General features: G+C 35.9%; 9 protein-coding genes. All 9 read right to left on the bottom strand.

From position 1 onward, the window contains the following. Nucleotides 1–133 precede the first annotated feature (133 nt). The 9 genes from HAV12_RS10675 to HAV12_RS10635 all read right to left on the bottom strand — a co-directional run bounded on the left by HAV12_RS10675 (nt 134) and on the right by HAV12_RS10635 (nt 19,297). Nucleotides 134–4,294 carry a two-component regulator propeller domain-containing protein gene (locus HAV12_RS10675; RefSeq protein WP_171569648.1) on the bottom strand — a complete coding sequence of 1,387 codons (4,161 nt, stop codon included), beginning with the start codon at nt 4,292–4,294 and terminating at the stop codon, nt 134–136. Between the two features lie 245 nt (nt 4,295–4,539). After that, entirely contained in the window at nt 4,540–6,840 is a 2,301-nt protein-coding gene (gene bglX, locus HAV12_RS10670; RefSeq protein WP_171571668.1) for a beta-glucosidase BglX, read from the bottom strand. A 771-nt stretch (nt 6,841–7,611) separates the two neighbouring features. Next, on the bottom strand, nt 7,612–8,517 hold the full coding sequence (locus tag HAV12_RS10665; protein WP_171569647.1) for a carbohydrate kinase: 906 nt from the start codon (nt 8,515–8,517) through the stop codon (nt 7,612–7,614). A gap of 23 nt (nt 8,518–8,540) precedes the next feature. Further along, complete coding sequence (locus tag HAV12_RS10660) at nt 8,541–10,097, bottom strand: glycoside hydrolase family 32 protein (RefSeq protein WP_205423367.1); 1,557 nt, start codon at nt 10,095–10,097, stop codon at nt 8,541–8,543. Between the two features lie 19 nt (nt 10,098–10,116). Then, on the bottom strand, nt 10,117–11,514 hold the full coding sequence (locus HAV12_RS10655) for a DUF4960 domain-containing protein (protein WP_171569645.1): 1,398 nt from the start codon (nt 11,512–11,514) through the stop codon (nt 10,117–10,119). A 19-nt stretch (nt 11,515–11,533) separates the two neighbouring features. After that, nucleotides 11,534–13,225 carry a RagB/SusD family nutrient uptake outer membrane protein gene (locus HAV12_RS10650; protein WP_171569644.1) on the bottom strand — a complete coding sequence of 564 codons (1,692 nt, stop codon included), beginning with the start codon at nt 13,223–13,225 and terminating at the stop codon, nt 11,534–11,536. A gap of 21 nt (nt 13,226–13,246) precedes the next feature. Next, nucleotides 13,247–16,351, bottom strand: coding sequence for a TonB-dependent receptor (locus HAV12_RS10645; RefSeq protein WP_171569643.1), 3,105 nt, complete (start codon nt 16,349–16,351; stop codon nt 13,247–13,249). A 17-nt stretch (nt 16,352–16,368) separates the two neighbouring features. Then, on the bottom strand, nt 16,369–17,976 hold the full coding sequence (locus tag HAV12_RS10640; protein WP_171569642.1) for a glycoside hydrolase family 32 protein: 1,608 nt from the start codon (nt 17,974–17,976) through the stop codon (nt 16,369–16,371). Beyond that, entirely contained in the window at nt 17,939–19,297 is a 1,359-nt protein-coding gene (locus tag HAV12_RS10635) for a sugar porter family MFS transporter (RefSeq protein WP_171569641.1), read from the bottom strand. Before HAV12_RS10635 ends, HAV12_RS10640 begins: the two co-directional genes overlap by 38 nt. Between the last annotated feature and the right edge of the window lie 62 nt (nt 19,298–19,359).

Genomic DNA, 19,359 nt, shown 5'->3' with positions numbered 1-19,359 from the left:
AAAAAGCTTTTCAGAAAGACGCCAAACAAAAAAAGCCCTGATTTAAAATCGGGCTTTCTAAAATTATACGAGCCAATGGACTCTCTTATCTGTATTCTATACTCTTTATTCCATATTCCACATTCTATACTCTTTATTCTTTAGCTCCAGTTTCCTGTGTAGGCAGATGACCGTATTTAATTTTATAACATTTGGCAAAGTAAGAAGGGGAAGTGAATCCTACTTTATAACTAATTTCATTGATATTAATAGTATTATTACCTTGCTCAAGCAATTGTTTTGCTTTTTCTAATCGTACATTTCTAATAAACTCATTTACTGAAACACCCGTTAGCGTTTTTATTTTTCGATACAATTGACTCCTGCTCAGGAAAACTTTAGAAGAAAGCAACTCCACACTTAAGTCAGATTCGCTCAGGTTTTCATTAATAAAATGAAGGATTTTCTGAATGAAATCATTGTCTAAAGAAGTGGTTTTTTCTTTCCCGTCTTTTGTGATACCGGTATAAAACTTCTTAAACATTATTTGTCTGCTTGTAATAAGCTGCGCCAGACTGGATTTTAAAATATCCAATTCAAATGGTTTGCTCAAATACATATCCGCACCAGAGTCTATTCCTTCAATCCTGTCCTGTACCATTGCCTTTGCAGAGAGCATTAATAACGGAATATGACTTGTTTTTAAATCTCCTTTTATATTTTTACACAATTGCAATCCGTCCATTACCGGCATAATAACATCTGTAATTATGATATCGGGCAATTTCTGAACGGCCAGTTCGTAACCCTTTTTACCATTTTCGGCGGTAATAACTTTATATGATCTGCTCAATTCCGCTTTCAGATAATTTCGTAATTCAAGATTATCCTCGACAATCAAAACAGTATATGCTTTTGCTGTATCTGCTGTAATTTCTTTTGTTGGATCGCTTGTAAGCTCTTCATCATCTGCCTGATATTTATTCGATTCAAACAAAAACTTATTTTTATTTTTTTCTATTTCAAAAACCTCATTCACTACTTCATTTTCTTTATAAAAAGAATTGCCCAGAGGAAATGTTACCATGAATTTTGTTCCTTCTCCAGGTGTACTTTCAACATCAATTTTTCCTTTATGAAGCTCAACAAATTCTTTTACAACCTCTAAGCCAATTCCGGTGCTGCCATAGTAATCTTTATTTAGATTATTAACCTGATAAAATCTATCAAAAATTCTTTTCAAATCCTCTTTGTAGATCCCTGAACCTGTATCTGTAATTGTTATTGAAAAAGAAGGAGCCTTACTTCCATTAATTATTAAGCAATTATCCTCATCTAATTTATCTATAGAAATAGCAATAAAACCATCATCGGGAGTAAATTTAAAAGCGTTTGAGATAATATTGAATATTATTTTTTCCAGCATTTTAGGATCTAACCAATCCTCAAGTTCTTCAAGTTCTGATTCGAAATCAATAGTTATGTTTCTCGCGGCTGCTTCCTCATCAAAATAACCTATAATTTCTTTTACAAATGCGATCACTTCAATTTTTTTAACCTGAAGGAAAATTTTGTTGAACTCTAATTTATTAAAATCCATAAGCTCATTGATAAGCCTTGAAAGCCTGTCTGAGCTTTTATGTACAGTTTTTAATTTATTATGTATTTCGCGTGATACATTCTTACTTCTTAAAATATCTTCGAGAGGGTTAATAATTAAAGTGAGTGGTGTTCTGAATTCATGCGAAATATTAGTAAAAAACTGTAATTTTTTATTGTTTAACTTCTCTAACTGAATTGTTTTTTCCCGTTCTAAAATTATGGCCTGTCTGGCTTTAAAACGATTTTGATAAATTTTGTTGAAATATATTATCAGAAAAACTAAAATTGAGGCGTATATTAAATAAGCCCAAATGGTTTTCCACCAGGGAGGAAGAATTTTTATTTTTAGCTCTAACTGAACATTGCTCCAGGAACCATCTGCATTGGCCGATTTTACTTTAAAAACATAATTACCAGGCTCAAGATTGGTGTAGGTAGCTGTTCTGTTATTGCCTACATAATTCCAGTCTTTTTCAAAACCGTCAAGATAATAGGCATATTGGTTTTTTCTGGAATAATTATAGTTTATCCCCACATATTCGATCGTAAAAACGGATTGTGCATGATTGAGAATAATTTCTTTTGTCTGGGAAATTACTTTGGTTAACGGTGAACTTTCTTCATTTGGTTTTACAGATTTATTAAATAACTTGAAATCACTGAAATAAAGCCTTGGTGCTTTTTCTGTTTTTTTAATTTCATTAGGATTAAAATAGTTTACTCCCTCATAACCACCGAAATACAGTTCTCCGTTTCCATCTTTAAAGACCGCATTATTATTAAAATCGTTGTCAACAAGACCATCATCTTTATTGAAATTTGTGCTTTGTTTGTTTTTAAAATCGAGTTTTGTCAGACCGGATCCACCGCTTATCCATAAAGATCCATTATTATCAGAAATTATCGCGCGGACTGATTTTTCTTCAAAACCCGGGAAATCATCATAATCAGAAAAGATCTTATTTTTTTTATTATAACTAAAAAGTCCTTCACCATCTGTACCTATCCATATTTTTTTATCGTTTGACTCATAAATTGATAAAATAGTCTGAATACCGTTATACTTCGTTTTATCGCTGAACATTTGATCCCGCATGTTTATCACTCTAAAACCGGAATCGGCATTTAAGTGTACCTGATATAGTCCTAAAATCGTTCCTACCCACAAAATATTATCAGAGTCTACAAAAACTTTACGAATAAATGCTTCATCTAAATCGTTACCTGCGAATGGTTTAGTATCACAATGCACAAATATGTTGTTCTTATTGTCAAAATAATGAAGTCCTTTTATGAAAGTTCCAATCCAGATTCGCCCTCCGGAATCTTCAGAAAAACTAAAAATCCGATTTGATTTCAAGCCGGCTGTATTTGTCGTATTGAAGTTTATGAATCGGGTAGTTCCACTTTTCAAAAAATAGATGCCGCGGTCCCAGCTGCCTATCCAGATATTTTGTTTGCTATCGATAAATATAGTCTGAATATCAACAGCGTCAAGACCGGAATAGTAACTTTGATTGTTTTTGTTAACATGGATATAGGTTTTAGCCGAAAGATTATAGATATCCAGTCCGCCGCCTTCATTACTTATTAACAAATTACCCTTTTTATCTTTTATAACTGATGTTACATAGCTTGTTTGCAGGGAATTATCATTATTAACAAGCGACTCAAGTGAATTAAATTTATTATTAGGCTTATCAAATACGCCAAGCCCTTTATTGAAATAACCCAGCCAAAGTCTTTTTTCCTTGTCTTCGTATAAGGACCATACGGAATTCGACTTTAAACTAAAATTATTGTATTTGCTGTGCAGATATTTTTGAAGTACTTCTCCTTTATAATTTACAACTAATAATCCATCATTTTCGGTACCGCAAAGTATATAATCCTGACTGCTTTGTATAATAGATAAGATTTTATTTTTGGTAATAAAAAAATTCTCAAATTGATAATTATCCGTTTCAGGTTTAATTTTTATCAGGCCATTTTCAGTCGTTCCCAGCCATAAATATCCAAATTTGTCTATGACAAGGCTTTCTACATCATCTAATAAAGGTTCTCTTTTAAACTTGTCTTTATAAACCTGCTTTACTTTTCCGTTTAGATCGATCTCTAAAAGTCCGTAACTGGTTCCTAAATAAAGAACTCCCTGTTTGTTTTTTACCGAACATTTGATTAAAAAGTTGGATTTTTCCAGAACTTTGGAGTGCACTAAAGATGCTTTTAAAGTTTTTACATTTAATTTAAATAATCCAAAACCATACGAACCTAAAATGATGTCGCCGTTGTTATCCTCAATAATTGTTTTTATAGTAATTGGCTGTTCGTAGCCTTTTACAATTGCATCCTGAATATTGATTTTAGTAAAATTATCCAGATCCCGATTGTATAAACACAAGCCCTCATCTGTACCAATCCATAAGTTATTTTTAGAATCAATAAAAGTGGCATAGATAAAGTTACTGTTTACTGAACCTGATTTTTTATCATGCTTATATCCAAAATAATTTACCCCGTCATATCGATATAATCCTGCGCCGTTTGTACCTATCCAAATAAAACCATTTTGATCCTGAATTATAGAAGAAATAGCCCTTTTTGAAGTAGTTTCCTGTATGCTTCTAAATTGGTAGTTTTCAAATTTATCCTGAGAAAACAGACCATTTATAAGCCCAAAGCAGCACAGAAGAATATATTTGATATTTTTCATTTACATTTTAATATTTATCAATTCTATTTGATATAAAATTTATAATTGATTTTTATTTAATCATATCTAAAACAATATTAATAAAACTAAACAGAACACTTATCTTTTTTATCCAGATTTACGATATTGCTAAAAACCTGAGTAGATTAATTACCTCATAAGGATTAATCGTACTCAGGCTGTAAATTGCTTAAAAATAAATGAAATCCCGAAGATTATCTTTTTGTTTTTAAGTTCATTAGTATTTATTCCAGCTCAAATTTACTGGTAAGACCTTCATTAGAATTCCAGCCAACCATAACATTAAACAGACCGGCCTCTGTCAAAAAATGACCATTGTTGTTATAAAATCCAAGTTCCTTATCCGTTAAGGTAAACTGAACAGTTTTAGTTTCTCCTTTTTTTAATGCAATAAGTTCAAAACCTTTCAATTCCTTAACAGGTCTCACCACACTGGCGGCGACATCATTTATATACAACTGAACTACTTCCTTTCCATCAACATTCCCGGTATTGGTAACATCAACACTTAGTTCAATTTTTTCTCCTTTTCGAAAGGAAGTTTTTGCTAATTTCAGATTTTTATATTCGAAAGAAGTATAGCTTAATCCATAACCAAACGGATATAATGGTGTTTTTTCGACATCAATATAATGAGACCAAAAAGCGTTTTGGTCTTTATTGGCTGGTCGTCCTGTATTGTACAAATTGTAATAAATTGGACATTGCCCAACGTTTCTGGGGAATGACATTGTCAGCTTACCACTTGGGTTATAATCTCCGTACAAAACCTGGGCAATTGCATTTCCGGATTGGGTTCCTAACTGCCAAGCTTCAACAATAGCAGGAATGTTTTCTGCTGCCCACGGCAATGCCAGCGGACGCCCGTTATTTAAAACCAAAATAATATTAGGATTTACTTTGTAAACTTCCTCTAATAATTGCTGCTGATTCCCAGGCAGGCCTAATTCTGTTCTACTGCGTCCCTCACCACTTTGAAAACCAATTTCTCCTAAAACCATTACGACAACTTCTGCCTGTTTGGCTGCATTTTTAGCAGCTTCAAATCCGGAAAAATCGGTTGTATTAATTTTTACTTCATCAACAAATACTTGTTTATTTAAAGCCACATCAGTTCCTTTTTCATAAACTAACGTATTGTTTTTATAGTGCTGCATTCCTTCAAGAACCGATACTGCTGTATTATCATCAGCGGCAATTCTCCAACTTCCGAGCGGACTGTTTTTATCATTTGCCAAAGCACCAATTAAAGCGATTTTTAATCCTTCTTTTTTTAATGGCAACAGTTTTTCATTCCTCCCCTGCGGAAGAGTATTTTTCAATAGCACAATTGATTTTTTGGCCATATCCAGAACAGCATCATTATTGGCCTTATTTCCAATACTTGATTTTTCACGGGCTTCATCACAATATTTGTATGGATTATCGAACAAACCTAATTCAAATTTTACTCTAAGAATTCTGCGAACAGCATCGTCGATCACACTTTCTTTTACCAATCCTTTTTTTACCAACTGAGCTAATTCTGTTACATAAACATTTGATTCCATATCCATGTCAGAACCGGCAATAGCGGCTTTTTGAGCTGCATCGGCTGCATCGGCTGCGTAACCGTGCGTAATCATTTCGGCTATAGAAGCCCAGTCAGAAACGACAAAACCATTAAATTTCCATGCTCCTTTTAAAATATCTCTTTGCAAAAAGCTATTTCCGGTTGCCGGAACTCCGTTTAATGTATTAAATGAATTCATGAAAGTACGAATTCCGGCATCGACTGCTGCTTTAAAAGGCGGTAATACAGTATTGTACAGCTTAGAATTACTCATATCGACACTATTGTATTCTCTGCCTGCTTCTACAAAACCGTAGGCTGCAAAATGTTTGGCACAAGCAATAATAGAGGTATTAGTACTTAAATTCTCTCCCTGAAATCCTTTAACACGGGCAGTAGCAATTTTACTGCCCAGATAAGGATCTTCTCCGGCACCTTCCATTACTCGTCCCCATCTTGCATCATTAGATATATCTACATTAGGCGCAAAAGTCCAGTTTAATCCGGAAGCAGAGGCTTCAACAGCAGCAATATATGCCGAATTTTTAATGGCTTCCAAATCCCAGCTTGCGGCTTCTGCGAGCGGAATAGGGCTAAGAGTTTTATAACCGTGTATCACATCAAAACCAAAAAGTAACGGAATGCCAAGACGGGTTTCTTCAACTGCTATTTTTTGTACGGCCCTTACTTCTTTAACGCCTCGTACACTTAGCATAGAACCCACCAATCCTTTCTTTATATTATTGTATTTTTCTTCATTAGAACCTGATTCTGGTTTTGGGCCTGTAACATCCCATGAACCATTGTATTGGTTCATTTGCCCTACTTTTTCTTCTAATGTCATTTCTTTCATTAAAAGTGAAATCCGGTCTTCAATTGGTTTACCGGCATCCAGGTATTTTTTTGATTGCGCGTATCCGTTTCCAAACACAATTAGCAGTAAAAAGGCATATTTTTTAATTTGTTTTTTCATCATAGTTTTTAAGTTATTGCAGTGTTGTTAAATTATGTAGGTGATAGTAGATTATATTTTTTTATTCTAATTTATTTTGCATACTGTAATTTTACCAGTTCATTTACATGAAATCAGTAAATTCAGAGATTGTAAATGTAATTTTCCTGAATTCATTAGGATAGAACATTTGAAGCATTATGTACGACAAATGGTGTATTTACATCAATCTAAAAATGGAGAATGCTTCAGATCAACTGTTTTTAAAGTCGTACAGTAATTCTAAAAAAGAAGGCGTTTAAATTTTGAATAAAACAGAGATGGAGGATTAATAGAAATGGCAGATTAATATAATTTCATTTTTGGAGCTGTTACCTTTTCTGCCACAAAAATTTAAGGCTGTCAGTCTAATTATTATCTCGATTATCACTATTATTAGTTTTGTGCCAGAATCATGAAGGCTGCTTTCCGCAGAAGTAAAACTTATCATCGACAAGGTCTGACGAATTAGGGTTGGAATGTGAAGCTCTTCTATCAATCTGAATGCACCAACATCAATTTTCTGAATGTACTCTGTGAGTGCTCTTTTGATAGGTTTGTGAAAGGTGTCATTTCTTCTCAGTACATCGCAACGAAAATTAGTTTTTCACAGGTAAACATCAAAATTTTAAATTAAAAAAACCATTTAACTTCTGCATAAAAAAGCCCGATATCAAAAGATATCAGGCTTAACTTTTAAAAACATAACGACTCATTCAATTGAATACTATTGTTCCCTTTTTAGAACAGAAATTAATTTTTAATTCCAGACATTAATTTTTCAATTTGAGAATACGAAATCTCGGGATTGGCTCCAGGCGCTTCAGCTACTAAAGCCCCCATTGCACAGGCAAAATCGATAGCGTATTGAGGTTCTTTTCCGGTAAGTAGTGATGTAATCAAAGCTGCCACAAACGAATCTCCTGCTCCTACCGTATCAGCAACCTGAATAGGATAGCCACCGTTTTCATAGAGTTGACCTTCCCACATTAACAAAGCTCCATGCTTGCCTCTTGTGACGCACATAGCAGTGACTCCGGTTCTCTCCGCAATTAAGTTCATATTATCTTCCAAACTTTTAAAGGGAGACTTCATAGCTGCCGTGATTTCTAACAATTCCTCATCATTGAATTTAATGAAATTGGCAGCATTCATTAATTGCTCCAGCATTTCATAAGAATAATGTGGTTTCCTTAAATTAACATCAAAAACCTTATATACATTGACATTCAATAACTCTTCTAAAGCCAGCCTTGACACCTCATCCCTGCAGACTAAACTGCCATAAATTAAAACATCAGCTTCCACAACCTTTTTTTTAGCCTGATCATTTAAAACAATTTTATCCCAGGCCGCAGGATATGCAATTTCATAAGTTGCTGATCCACGATCATTTAAAGTAACATTGACCAAACCAGTTGGAAAATCGTCTGAAGTGACAATTGTATTTGTCTCAAGTCCTAAACTTTTTACCTGATCAATTATTGCTTTTCCATTTTCATCATTTCCCACGCAACTAATCATGGCCACCTCGCAGCCTATTGTTTTCATTCGCAAAGCCACATTTAATGGTGCCCCTCCAATCTTTTTTTCATTGGCAAAAACATCCCAAAGCACCTCTCCGTAGGCCACTGCCTTAAGGTTTTTTCCGTTATTCATTCTGAAATTATTTATTATTAATGTTATTCTGGTTGTGTAAGCTGAAGATTTGAAATCACAGTATTCTGTCCTTCTGCAATTAATCCCCATTTATTCTTGTCTCTTCCGTAAATACGGTTTGTAAGTGCTGTTCTACCGTTAATGTAAATCACTACAACACTTCCTTCTGCAATTATTTCAATATTATATTTAACATTAGCCTGAAATTGAAAGGGTATTCCGGTAGTTTCCTGTGAAGCAGAATTGTATCCTATTACTTTGCCTTTAGCGATATCAAAAGCTATTTTATAGTAACTGCCCGAATCATTGGTATGAAAAACAATTCCTGCAGTACCTGAATTATTTGCTAAGGTAATTTCTGCTTTTATTTTGGCTTTTTTACCGATAGCTTTAAAAGTTACCATTGCTTTTTCTGCAGTACCTGACAAAGTATAATTTCCATTATTTGTTGTCACACTTCCTAAAGTCGCATCAACTTCTGCACTACTGTTTTTCTTAGAAAATAAATCCACAACGGCTTTTGGCGATTGCATTCCTAAAGTACCATCCGTATTTTGTATCAATTCATGAATGACCATATTACCTGCCCAATCTTTATTTCCGAGATCGTTCTCGGGAGTTTTTCTGGCATTCCATCCAAAAACATATCTTTTATTTCCATCAGAAGCTGTTTTTCCCGCATAAAAAAATTCCCCGTCAATCCTGTCATTTTGTGGTGTTGTCCAAGGGCCATTGATGGATGAGGCCATTTTGTAATGTGTACCTTTATTACCACTCCAGTTTTCAGAAAAAATCAGATACCAATAATTACCCATTTTAAATATGTCGGCACATTCCATCATCAAATAATTTTCCTGAGGTGTTGTCGTATATATCGGGTTTTGAACGTCCCATATTCCTGAAGCAGGATCAGCACTTGTAAAATGCAATAAAACGGCTTTTCTTCCCGGTTCGGTCTGTGTACTGACAATCATGGAATATTTTTTCAATTCTTCATTATAAAACACATGAGGATCTCTGAAATCATAATTATAATAACCCGCCGGCGCCGTAATTTTAAACAAAGTGATTTTTGTCCAGTTTTTCAAATCCGGACTTGTCGCGCACAATACGCTCTCTCTGGCATTAGATTGCAAAAAAGCAGGTAAACCATTATGTCCGGTGTAATAAAAATAATAAAGATTACCGACTTTTACAACTGATCCCGTGCCAACGGCAAAATCAGGATCAGTATTTTCACCGTATGGAATAGTTTGCCCTTCGTAGGTAAAATGAGCTAAATCGGTACTTAAAAATTCATGAATATCATGAAAGCCTTTTCCGGCTGGTTTGTTCTGTGCATCATGCAGAAAGTAAATGTGAAATTTTCCATTATCAAAGAATGGCATTATATCACCTGTAAATCCTGCACTGTAATACGGATCGTTTGCTCCCATCCATTGTGCCGGCGGCGCCGGAAAAACACTTGTTATTTCAGACTCCCCACCCGAAATTGAACCTCCGGTATAATTTTCATCCTGACTACAGGAAAGAAGCGAAAAAAACAGGAGCGTTATCGTTATTATATTTTTATATTTCATTTTGCTGGTTTCAGAGTGATTAATCTTTAGCTAAATAATTGATACTATTTTGTGTCAAAAGCCTGATATTGGTAATAAATTCATTGGCCTGACTTGGTACTCCACTGCTATTGGTTTCATTATACCAATCGTAAGCTCCCATCGAAATCATGATCACATTTTTATTAGCTGATGTATTTGGAAACTCTGCAATGGTAACTCTTCCGTCAAGATTGTTGTCCCATGCTTCACTAGCCAGGTTAGTTCCGCCGGTTTGGTTTCTCCAGCCTTCTCCATTACCATAACCTCCCCATTCCGGCACAAACCACCAGGCAGTATGATTTAGCCTGAAAGTTCCGCCTTGCAATAGATTCGCTTTTCCGGTTTCAAAAGTTATTAATCCATCAAAAATGGGATGACTTTCATGCCCAACAAATGACATTCCCCAGGAATTTGCATCTACAAATCCGTTTGGTGGAAAATCTCCAAAAACATTATTCGGTCCTTTTCCGGAAGGAACAATTCCTAAAGCATCTACATACTGAGAGGCAAAAGAGGTTAAAAGTAAATTCCCACCATTAGATCTGAAATCCTTTAAAGCTGCTGTTACGGCAGGTTTATAAGCAATTGCCGGCAAATTAGCAGCTGAATCAAAATGCCACCAGATTACATCAATATCGTTTAAATCTGTACCGTTTTCAATGCTGTTAAATGAAATATATTTTGCTCCGCTAAAAGTCGAAAAGAACCAATCAGCAGCGGCAATTTCATCCATATTTGTAATTTCAGCTCTCGTTGCGGCTGTTCCTAAAAAAGCAACAACCAAACCAGTTACCGGAACACCAACATTTGCCGTATAATTCACACTTTTCCCTTTAGACGTTACTACAAAAGTCACTGGGTTTGAAAAATCAATTGCCATGCCAGATGCAGGTGAAATGGAAACTCCTTCTGTCACTTGAATAATTGGTTTTAAAGCTGTTAAATTTGTACCCTCCGGCAATGTCAGGGTAATGGTCCTGTTTACATCGTTTACCGTTGCTGCAACTCCGTTAATGGTAAAACTCTTAATAGGACTTAAAACTATAGTGGTTACTGTATAATCTTTGTACAAATTGCCATTAATTACTCTAAACTTTACCGGATTTGAATAATTAGCCGTTACCGTTAGATCTAAATTTGATGTTGCGCCTTCTTCTAGTACCATTTCGGGTTTTACAGCTGTGATGTCTGATCCATAAGGCATCGTGACATTTATTTTTCCGGTTTTCTGGTCAATTTCGCCTGCTGCTCCATTTATTTTAAATGAAGTTACATTAGACGGTGAATTGACATCAAAACCACCACTCTCAAAACTGTTTTCGCAGGCGGTAACCATAAAAAACATTGCCAGTATCAAAGACACTCCGGTCCAATTTTTATATATAAATTTTCTCATGTTGCTGTTCTTAAATAGATTAATAACCCGGGTTTTGTTTGTATAATCCCTGACTGAAATTAATTTGTTTCAAAGGAATCGGGCAATATTCTTCCTTATGCGCATCAAAAAAGGCATCCTGATAATAGGTGCGTTTTGTTTTTTCTCCCGCATAAAAATCATTCATTACCTCATCTGTAACCCCCCAACGAACTAAATCAAAGAAACGATTTCCTTCCATAGCCAATTCTAAACGGCGCTCAAAACGCATCGCTTTACGGGCAAAATCCTGTGTCCAGTTGCAATTAACGCCGTCAACATAAGTATTAATTTTAAAATTATTGACATACGGAAGTCGTCCTGTACTCTGAGCCGCACGTTCTCTAATCTGATTGATTAATGGTAAAGCTTCTGATTGTCTTCCCAGTTCAATCAGGGCTTCGGCACGCATTAAAATCACATCGGCATAACGAATCTGGATTCTATTTTTTGAATTCCCGTAAAACGGATCAATATTTACCACACAGCTACAGTTTGGCGCCACGTTTTCTTTTAATGAAGCAAAATAGCCGTATGTTCCCGGAGATCTTACCCAGGCTTCAACATATAAAAATTCCGGATCATATTTATAAGGCAAACCCGGCATGGCAACAGTGTGGTACAATCTTGGATCAACCGTATTGGCATCAATATTTTTATAGTCAAAATCCTGATTGTTAAAGGTGTCAAATTCCGGCAGACCATTTGCACCCGTTTTAAAAGCATTTACTAAATTTTGGCTTGGTTTATGAAAATCGCAGCATCCCAAACCCTGAGGAGTTGACAGGACATCCGAAAAATTTAATCTTCCGTATAAAGTTCCATCATTATCTGAAAATTGAATGGAGAAAATCGATTCAGCTCCGTTTTCAAAAGTTCCCGGCAAAAAGTTATTCGCAAAATCAGGTTCCAGGCTTGCTTTTCCGATTACTTTGTCTGTCGCGGCAATCACTTCCTGTAAATGCTGCTGGCTGATTCCTGTTACTTTATAACTGTCATCTTGTGTATAGGCCTGATACAAACGGGTTTTTGCCAGATAAGCATAAGCTGCTTTTTGAGTAGCACGTCCAACCTGCGGCTGAGTTTCCGGTAAAGCATCGGCGGCAGCCTGAAAATCTCCAGCAATTTTATTCCAAAGTTCTTCGTTTGAAAGTGCTTTATTTGAGATCGTCTTATACGCTTCTACCGGAATGTCTTCTGTGATGTAAGGAACGTTCCTGAACATAATTTTCAGCATAAAGTAAAAATGTCCTCTTAAAAAACGCATCTCGGCCATACGTGTTTTCTTTAGCGGATAATCGGCTTCCGAAATTTGTTCTAATGCTTTCAAAGCTTTATTCGCTCTTGAAACTCCCACATAACTGATGTACCAAAAAGAATCTAATTCTCCGAAATCCGGTCTGATATTATTGGATACTTCAAAAAAGTGAAAATCCTGAATATCATTTGTTCCGCTTCCGCCTTTGTAAGCATCATCAGAGCGTACATTTCCAAATGGCCACAAACTATAAGGTGAATCATAATGATCATTGCCCAACTGAGCATAAGCTGCGTTCATAAATCCTTCTACCGATTGTGGTGTTACAATATCTTCTTCAGACAACACACCACGCGGATCATTTTCCAGAAAATCAGAACAGGAACCCAATATTCCCATCACTAAAAATGCTGTTATATATAGTATCTTTTTCATGTTTTTTGATTTAAGCTTTTATTATAAAGTAAAATTAAGACCAGCCGTGAAAGTCGTTGGCTGCGGATATCCAAAACCTGCATTCTCAGGATCTACACCCGTAAAACTTTTAGCATCAATGATTAATAAGTTTTGTCCGCTGATGTACAATCTAAAGCTGTCGAAATTCATTTTTTTCAATAAATCTTTTGGCAGACTGTATCCAAATTGCAAAACACGCAGTTTAAGATAATTACCGTTTTCTACATAATAAGTGGAGAATCTTGACTCTGCATTCCTGTCTACTGTGGTTAAGGCAGGAATCGTAGAATTTGGATTATCTAAAGACCAGGCATTTAATAAACGAGTTCCTTTGTTTGACCCTACGTCGTCAACACTCCAGAAATCTGTTTGGTATTTTGTATTGTTAATGACATCAACATCACTTGCTCCTTCCCAGAAAGTGGTAAAATCCCAATTTTTATATCCCAAACCTAAATTAAATCCGTACGTCAGTCCCGGATTTGGATTACCAATCCAGGTACGGTCTTTATCTGTAATGGTTCCGTCACCGTTTAAATCTTTGTACCGAATTCGACCAAGGCCTTTTCCTTCCTGAATAGCCGAGTTATCTACTTCGCCCTGACTTTTAAATAATCCGTCAGTAACATAACCGTACATCGAGTTAATCGGGCGGCCTAAAATATTATCATTTAATCCGTCTCCTCCATAATTATTTCTTACCTCATCCGGCAATTGAGTAATCTTATTTTTGTTTCCCGAAATATTTCCGGAGATGTCATATTTCAATCCAAATGAGGTTTCATCATGATACCCTAAAGATACTTCCCATCCTTTATTTTCCATCGAAGCACCATTAACCCAGCGATTTCCGCCTTCGCCAATTACTCCCAAATAAGGTGGTAAAACCAGGATGTCTTCTGTTTTTTTGATGTAATAATCAACAGAACCGCTTAATTTTTGTTTGAATAGCCCGAAATCCAATCCAATGTTGGTTTGTGTGGTAGTTTCCCATTTTAAATCATCATTTCCGGACTGGGTTGCGATGAAACCTGATGGGAGTAATCCGTTTCCGTTTCCTGCAATATCATAAGCAGTTCCGTAAGAAGTTGCCCAGGTTGGACTTCCTCCTGCATAACTGGCCAAATACAAACTGTAAACAGCTGTATTGCTGATTTCCTGATTTCCGGTCTGTCCCCATCCTGCTCTTAATTTTAAATCAGAAAAAACGGGTGCATTATTTTTAATGAAATTTTCATTAGAAATTCTCCATCCTGCCGAAACTGCAGGGAAGGTTCCAAATTGATTGTTTTTACCGAAACGTGACGAACCATCACGACGGATTGTAGCCGAAAGCAAGTAACGATTATCGAACTCATAATCTGCTTTTCCAAAATAAGACAGCAGTGAATATACTGTTGAAGTTCCGCTTGTAAACGATTCTCCTGTTCCCGCATCAGGATACATATAGTCAGGCGTTTCGATCAAAAAGTCATTTTTACGTAAAGTTGTGGTCTCAAAAGTATCTTTATACATCTCGGTTCCGGCCATTAAATTCAAATTGCTTTTTCCGAAATTCAAGCTATATATTGCAGTATTAGTCCACGTCCATTTATCACTTACGGACTGATCCATTGTAACCGATGTCTGATCGTTTTGCAAATAACCGGACTGGTAACTTCTTTGCAGCGTACGCTTTTTATAAAACCCGTAATCGATACCAAAACTACTTTTGATATGAAGGTTTTTGATAAGCTCTAAATCTGCATACATATTTCCGAAAAGACGTAAATAATCATACTTATTGTCTTTGTTATATTCTAAAAGTCGTACCGGATTTTGTCTGTCATTCATTCCGCCAACTGGTCCTCCCCATCCTTTTCCGTCAACCGTATGTACCGGAATAATTGGTAAAGCACGAAGAGCAGGATCTAAAACTCCGGGGTCTGTAACTTCGTTGGTACGATTGAAACTAAAGTTTTCCCCAATAACCAATTTACCGCCAAAATACTTATAAGAACTATTCATACGGGCAGAAATTCTTTCAAAATCGGTTGTTTTTACAACTCCCTCATTTCCATAATATCCCAGAGAAAAAACGTAGCTTCCTTTGTCTGATGCATTAGAAACTGATAAATCATACGACTTTGCGATTCCGGTTTGCGAAATTGCATCGTACCAGTCGGTATTGGATGCTTTCAGCGTTTGATTCGCATCTAGATATTCAGGAACCAAAACTTTGTTTAATTGTGGTTTGTTATTATTCACAGACCAGTCAAACTGGTAACGCAAATTATTGTTATTCGGATTTAGTCCGTCGTTGATATTGGCCTGCCACAAAGCCTGCCCAAACTGATTGGCATTTAACACCTCAAGCTTTCTCGAATAATCAGAAAAAGACGTATAAGTGCTAAAATTGATTCTCATTTTACCTTCTTTTCCTTTTTTGGTAGTAATGATAATTACTCCGTTTGAAGCACGGGAACCATAAATACTCGCCGAAGAAGCATCTTTTAATACCTGAATGGTTTCAATATCATTCGGATTTAATTCATGCATTCCTGATTTAGTCGGCATTCCGTCAATTACATACAAAGGATCAGTGTTGTTTAAAGTTCCTACACCACGAATTACCACTTTTGTATTTGCCCCGCTCGGAGATCCGTCAGACGAAACTTTCACCCCTGCTACCCTTCCCTGTAACGCTTTAATTGGGTTAGGTTCGGTCTGTTTCATGACTTCCTTCATGTTTACAACAGCAACCGCTCCGGTAATATCTGTTTTCTTTTGTTTGGAATATCCTGTTACGACAACTTCATTTAGTTGATTGTTGTCTACTTTTAAAATTATACGGAATGATTTTTGCCCTTTAACGGGAATCGATTGTGGCGCGTATCCGATAAAAGAAACAACAATTACAGCCTCTGAATTTATATTTCCGAAAGAAAAATTTCCATCAAAATCTGTTACGGTACTGGTGTTTGTACCCGAAATCAGTACGGTTGCTCCCGGAAGCGGCATTCCGTCATCTGACGAAATTACGGTTCCTTTAATTCCACTTTCCTGCGCTGTCATCATCAGCACTGGAAAGAAGAAAAATAGAAAATAAATAATTTTACTTTTCATGAGGTTAGTGGTTTTAGTTAGTTTATATTTAATTGGTTAATTACGAGGTTACTCAATTCAATTCCCTCGTTTGAAGAAACGGACAGAGAGGTAAATGGCTGGTTTGAGAAAAAGATTTCCGTGATTACTTTTTCGCCATTGTTGTAAAATATTTCAATAGATGTTTTGTCTAAAATGATTTTAAAAACACCTTCTTTTTGATTTCCTTCTAAAGCTGCTTTGGTAATTGTTGCAGCAAATTTTTCTGAGAAATCATTTTTTCCTGATTTCGAACGATCCACAAATAAATAATGATCTGAATTATTGATGCCAAAAGTCAAAGATTCACCGACTGCGTTTGCAAGTGTAAAGTCGTACGTGTCCTGTTTTAAGTTTTTTAAATTAAAGCTGACAATTGCCTGAGTTAAATCAATTTTTCCTGCTTCCGGAATTGAAATTTTTCCTTTTCCTTTTACACTTTTTCCTTTGATGGTTTTAGAAACATATTTGCTAATTTCTTTTACCGGATTACTGATCAGACTATAATCATTTCCTTTTTTGATTAACTGAATTTCTCGGGCAATGGTAGTACTGCTTCTCCAGGCATTCGTCGGTACCTGTTGCGCGTAATCCCAATTGGACATCCATCCAATAAATAATCGTCGTCCATCAGCATCCGGAATATTATTCCAGGTTACTCCGGCATAATTATCTTTTCCGTAATCCAGCCAAACTGCTTTTTCTGCTTCTACCCTTTTTGCAAAATTTACATCGAGTGTAAAAGTCTTTCCATCAAAATCCCCTATAAAATATTGCGTTCCGGAACCTCCATTAGCTCCGCCGGGATTTAAATTCTGAATTAAAACCCATTTGGTTTCGTTGGTTCCTTCAACTTTTATCTGAAAGAAATCCGGGCACTCCCAAACCCCTCCATGGGCGCCAATATTTTTTCCAAACTCAGATAAGTATTCCCATTTTTTAAGATTTTCAGAGGTATAAAACTGAGCACGATCTTGTGCCGCTAAAACCATTATCCATTGTTTATGGGTTTCATCCCAGGTCACTTTTGGATCACGAAAATCACGAATTCCGGGGTTTTTCACGACAGGATTTCCTTCCTCAAATTTCTGCCATGTAAAACCGTTGTCATTCGAATAGGCAATATCCTGCTGTTCAACATCAATTTTACCTTCTTTTTCTTTTGTCATATCATGCAGCGTATAAATTGCTACAATTGGAGCCTTTTTTCCGGTTCCTAAACCTGAAGTATTATATCTGTCTACAACAGCACTTCCTGAAAAAATATATTTGTCTTTGTCAGGATATAGCGCAATTGGCTGCTCCTCCCATTTAATTAAATCTTTACTAATGGCATGGCCCCAATGCATTGGTCCCCAAACACTTTTTTCAGGATAGTACTGGTAGAATAAATGGTAATATCCGTCAGCGTAGAACATTCCGTTAGGGTCATTCATCCAGCCTTTTTTTGGTGTAAAATGAAAATTAGGACGGTACATTTGCTCCTCTGAAGAAGTTGAAACTGAAACAGAAGTATTTTGTGCAACAGCTGAATATGGTTTACAACCTGCTATCGATAGTAGTATAGCACTATAAAATGCCAGCGGTAGATGTTTCTTTGATTTCATTTTTTTTGATATTTTTTTTGGTTAGATTTTCGCTTAATACTTCTAAAGAAATCCCTTTAGTTTCCGGCATTATAAAAATGACAAACAGCAATTGCAGCACCATCATCAAAGTAAAAATTAAGAAGACTACTTCCGGACCAATTTCTGAGAATAACATTGGAATTAAGGATGGAATAATCGCTGCCAAAACCCAATGTACTGAACTTCCAAAAGCTTGTCCCGAAGCACGAATATGATTTGGGAAAATTTCTGAGATGAAAACCCAGATAACGGCTCCCTGACCAATAGCGTGTGAAGCAATAAATAAAAAAAGGAAAATTGGTACTGATAATCCTCCCCAATTAAAATAAAAAGAAGCCGAGACTAATCCTAAAGAAATAATATACCCAACAGAACCAATGTACATCAATAACTTTCTTCCCAATTTGTCAATTAATGCGACTCCGATTAAAGTGAATATAAGATTGGTAACACCGATTCCGATGCTGCTTAATAAAGCCGTATTTTGTCCTAAACCTGCTTCTTCAAAAATTCTTGGCGCATAATACAAAAAGGCATTGATTCCTGAAAACTGATTGAAAAATGCAATTAAAAAGGCCAGCATTAACGGAAAACGATATTTTTTCATGAAGATATTTTCATGTTTGGTAACGCCATTTTCTCTGGAATCATCCATGATGTCTTTAAGGTCTGCAGATGGATCTATCTTGAATAACACTTTTCGTGCTTCTTCATCTCTGTTTTTAGACAATAACCATCTCGGGCTTTCCGGAATAGTAAGTATAAAAAGAATATATATAAAAGAGGGGATTGCCTGAACTCCTACCATCCAACGCCAGGCATTTTCTCCGATATCTTTTAAAAAGTAATTGGATATAAAAGCTATTAAAATTCCCAGTACAATATTAAACTGATACAAAGCTACTAATCGTCCGCGTTTATCTGCCGGAGCAATTTCAGAAACATAGGCCGGAGCAGCAATGGTTGAAGCACCAACTCCTAAACCACCAATAAATCTGAAAGCAGCAAAAACAAATGGATCATTTGCAAAAGCTGCACCTATCGCAGAAATAAGATATAAAATCCCAATCCAGAACAGTGTTTTTTTACGACCAATTTTATTGGTTGGAATTCCTCCAAAAATGGCCCCCACAACAGTTCCCCAAAGTGCCATTGCCATAACAACAGATCCATGAAAAGCATCAGATGAATGCCATAAAAGCTGTAATTGTTTATCAGCTCCAGAAATAACTACGGTATCAAAACCGAATAGAAAACCTGCCAGTGCAGCAGTAACAGACCAAATCAATATCTTGTTCATTGTAGATGTATTAAAAACTTATCGCTAAGATATCCGCAAAAAAAACAACTTATTTTTAATGA

This window comes from Flavobacterium sp. CLA17 (assembly GCF_013112255.2).
Classification (GTDB): domain Bacteria; phylum Bacteroidota; class Bacteroidia; order Flavobacteriales; family Flavobacteriaceae; genus Flavobacterium; species Flavobacterium circumlabens.
The sequence above is the reverse complement of the archived record's forward strand: the minus strand, read 5'-3'. Positions and strand labels throughout refer to the sequence as shown.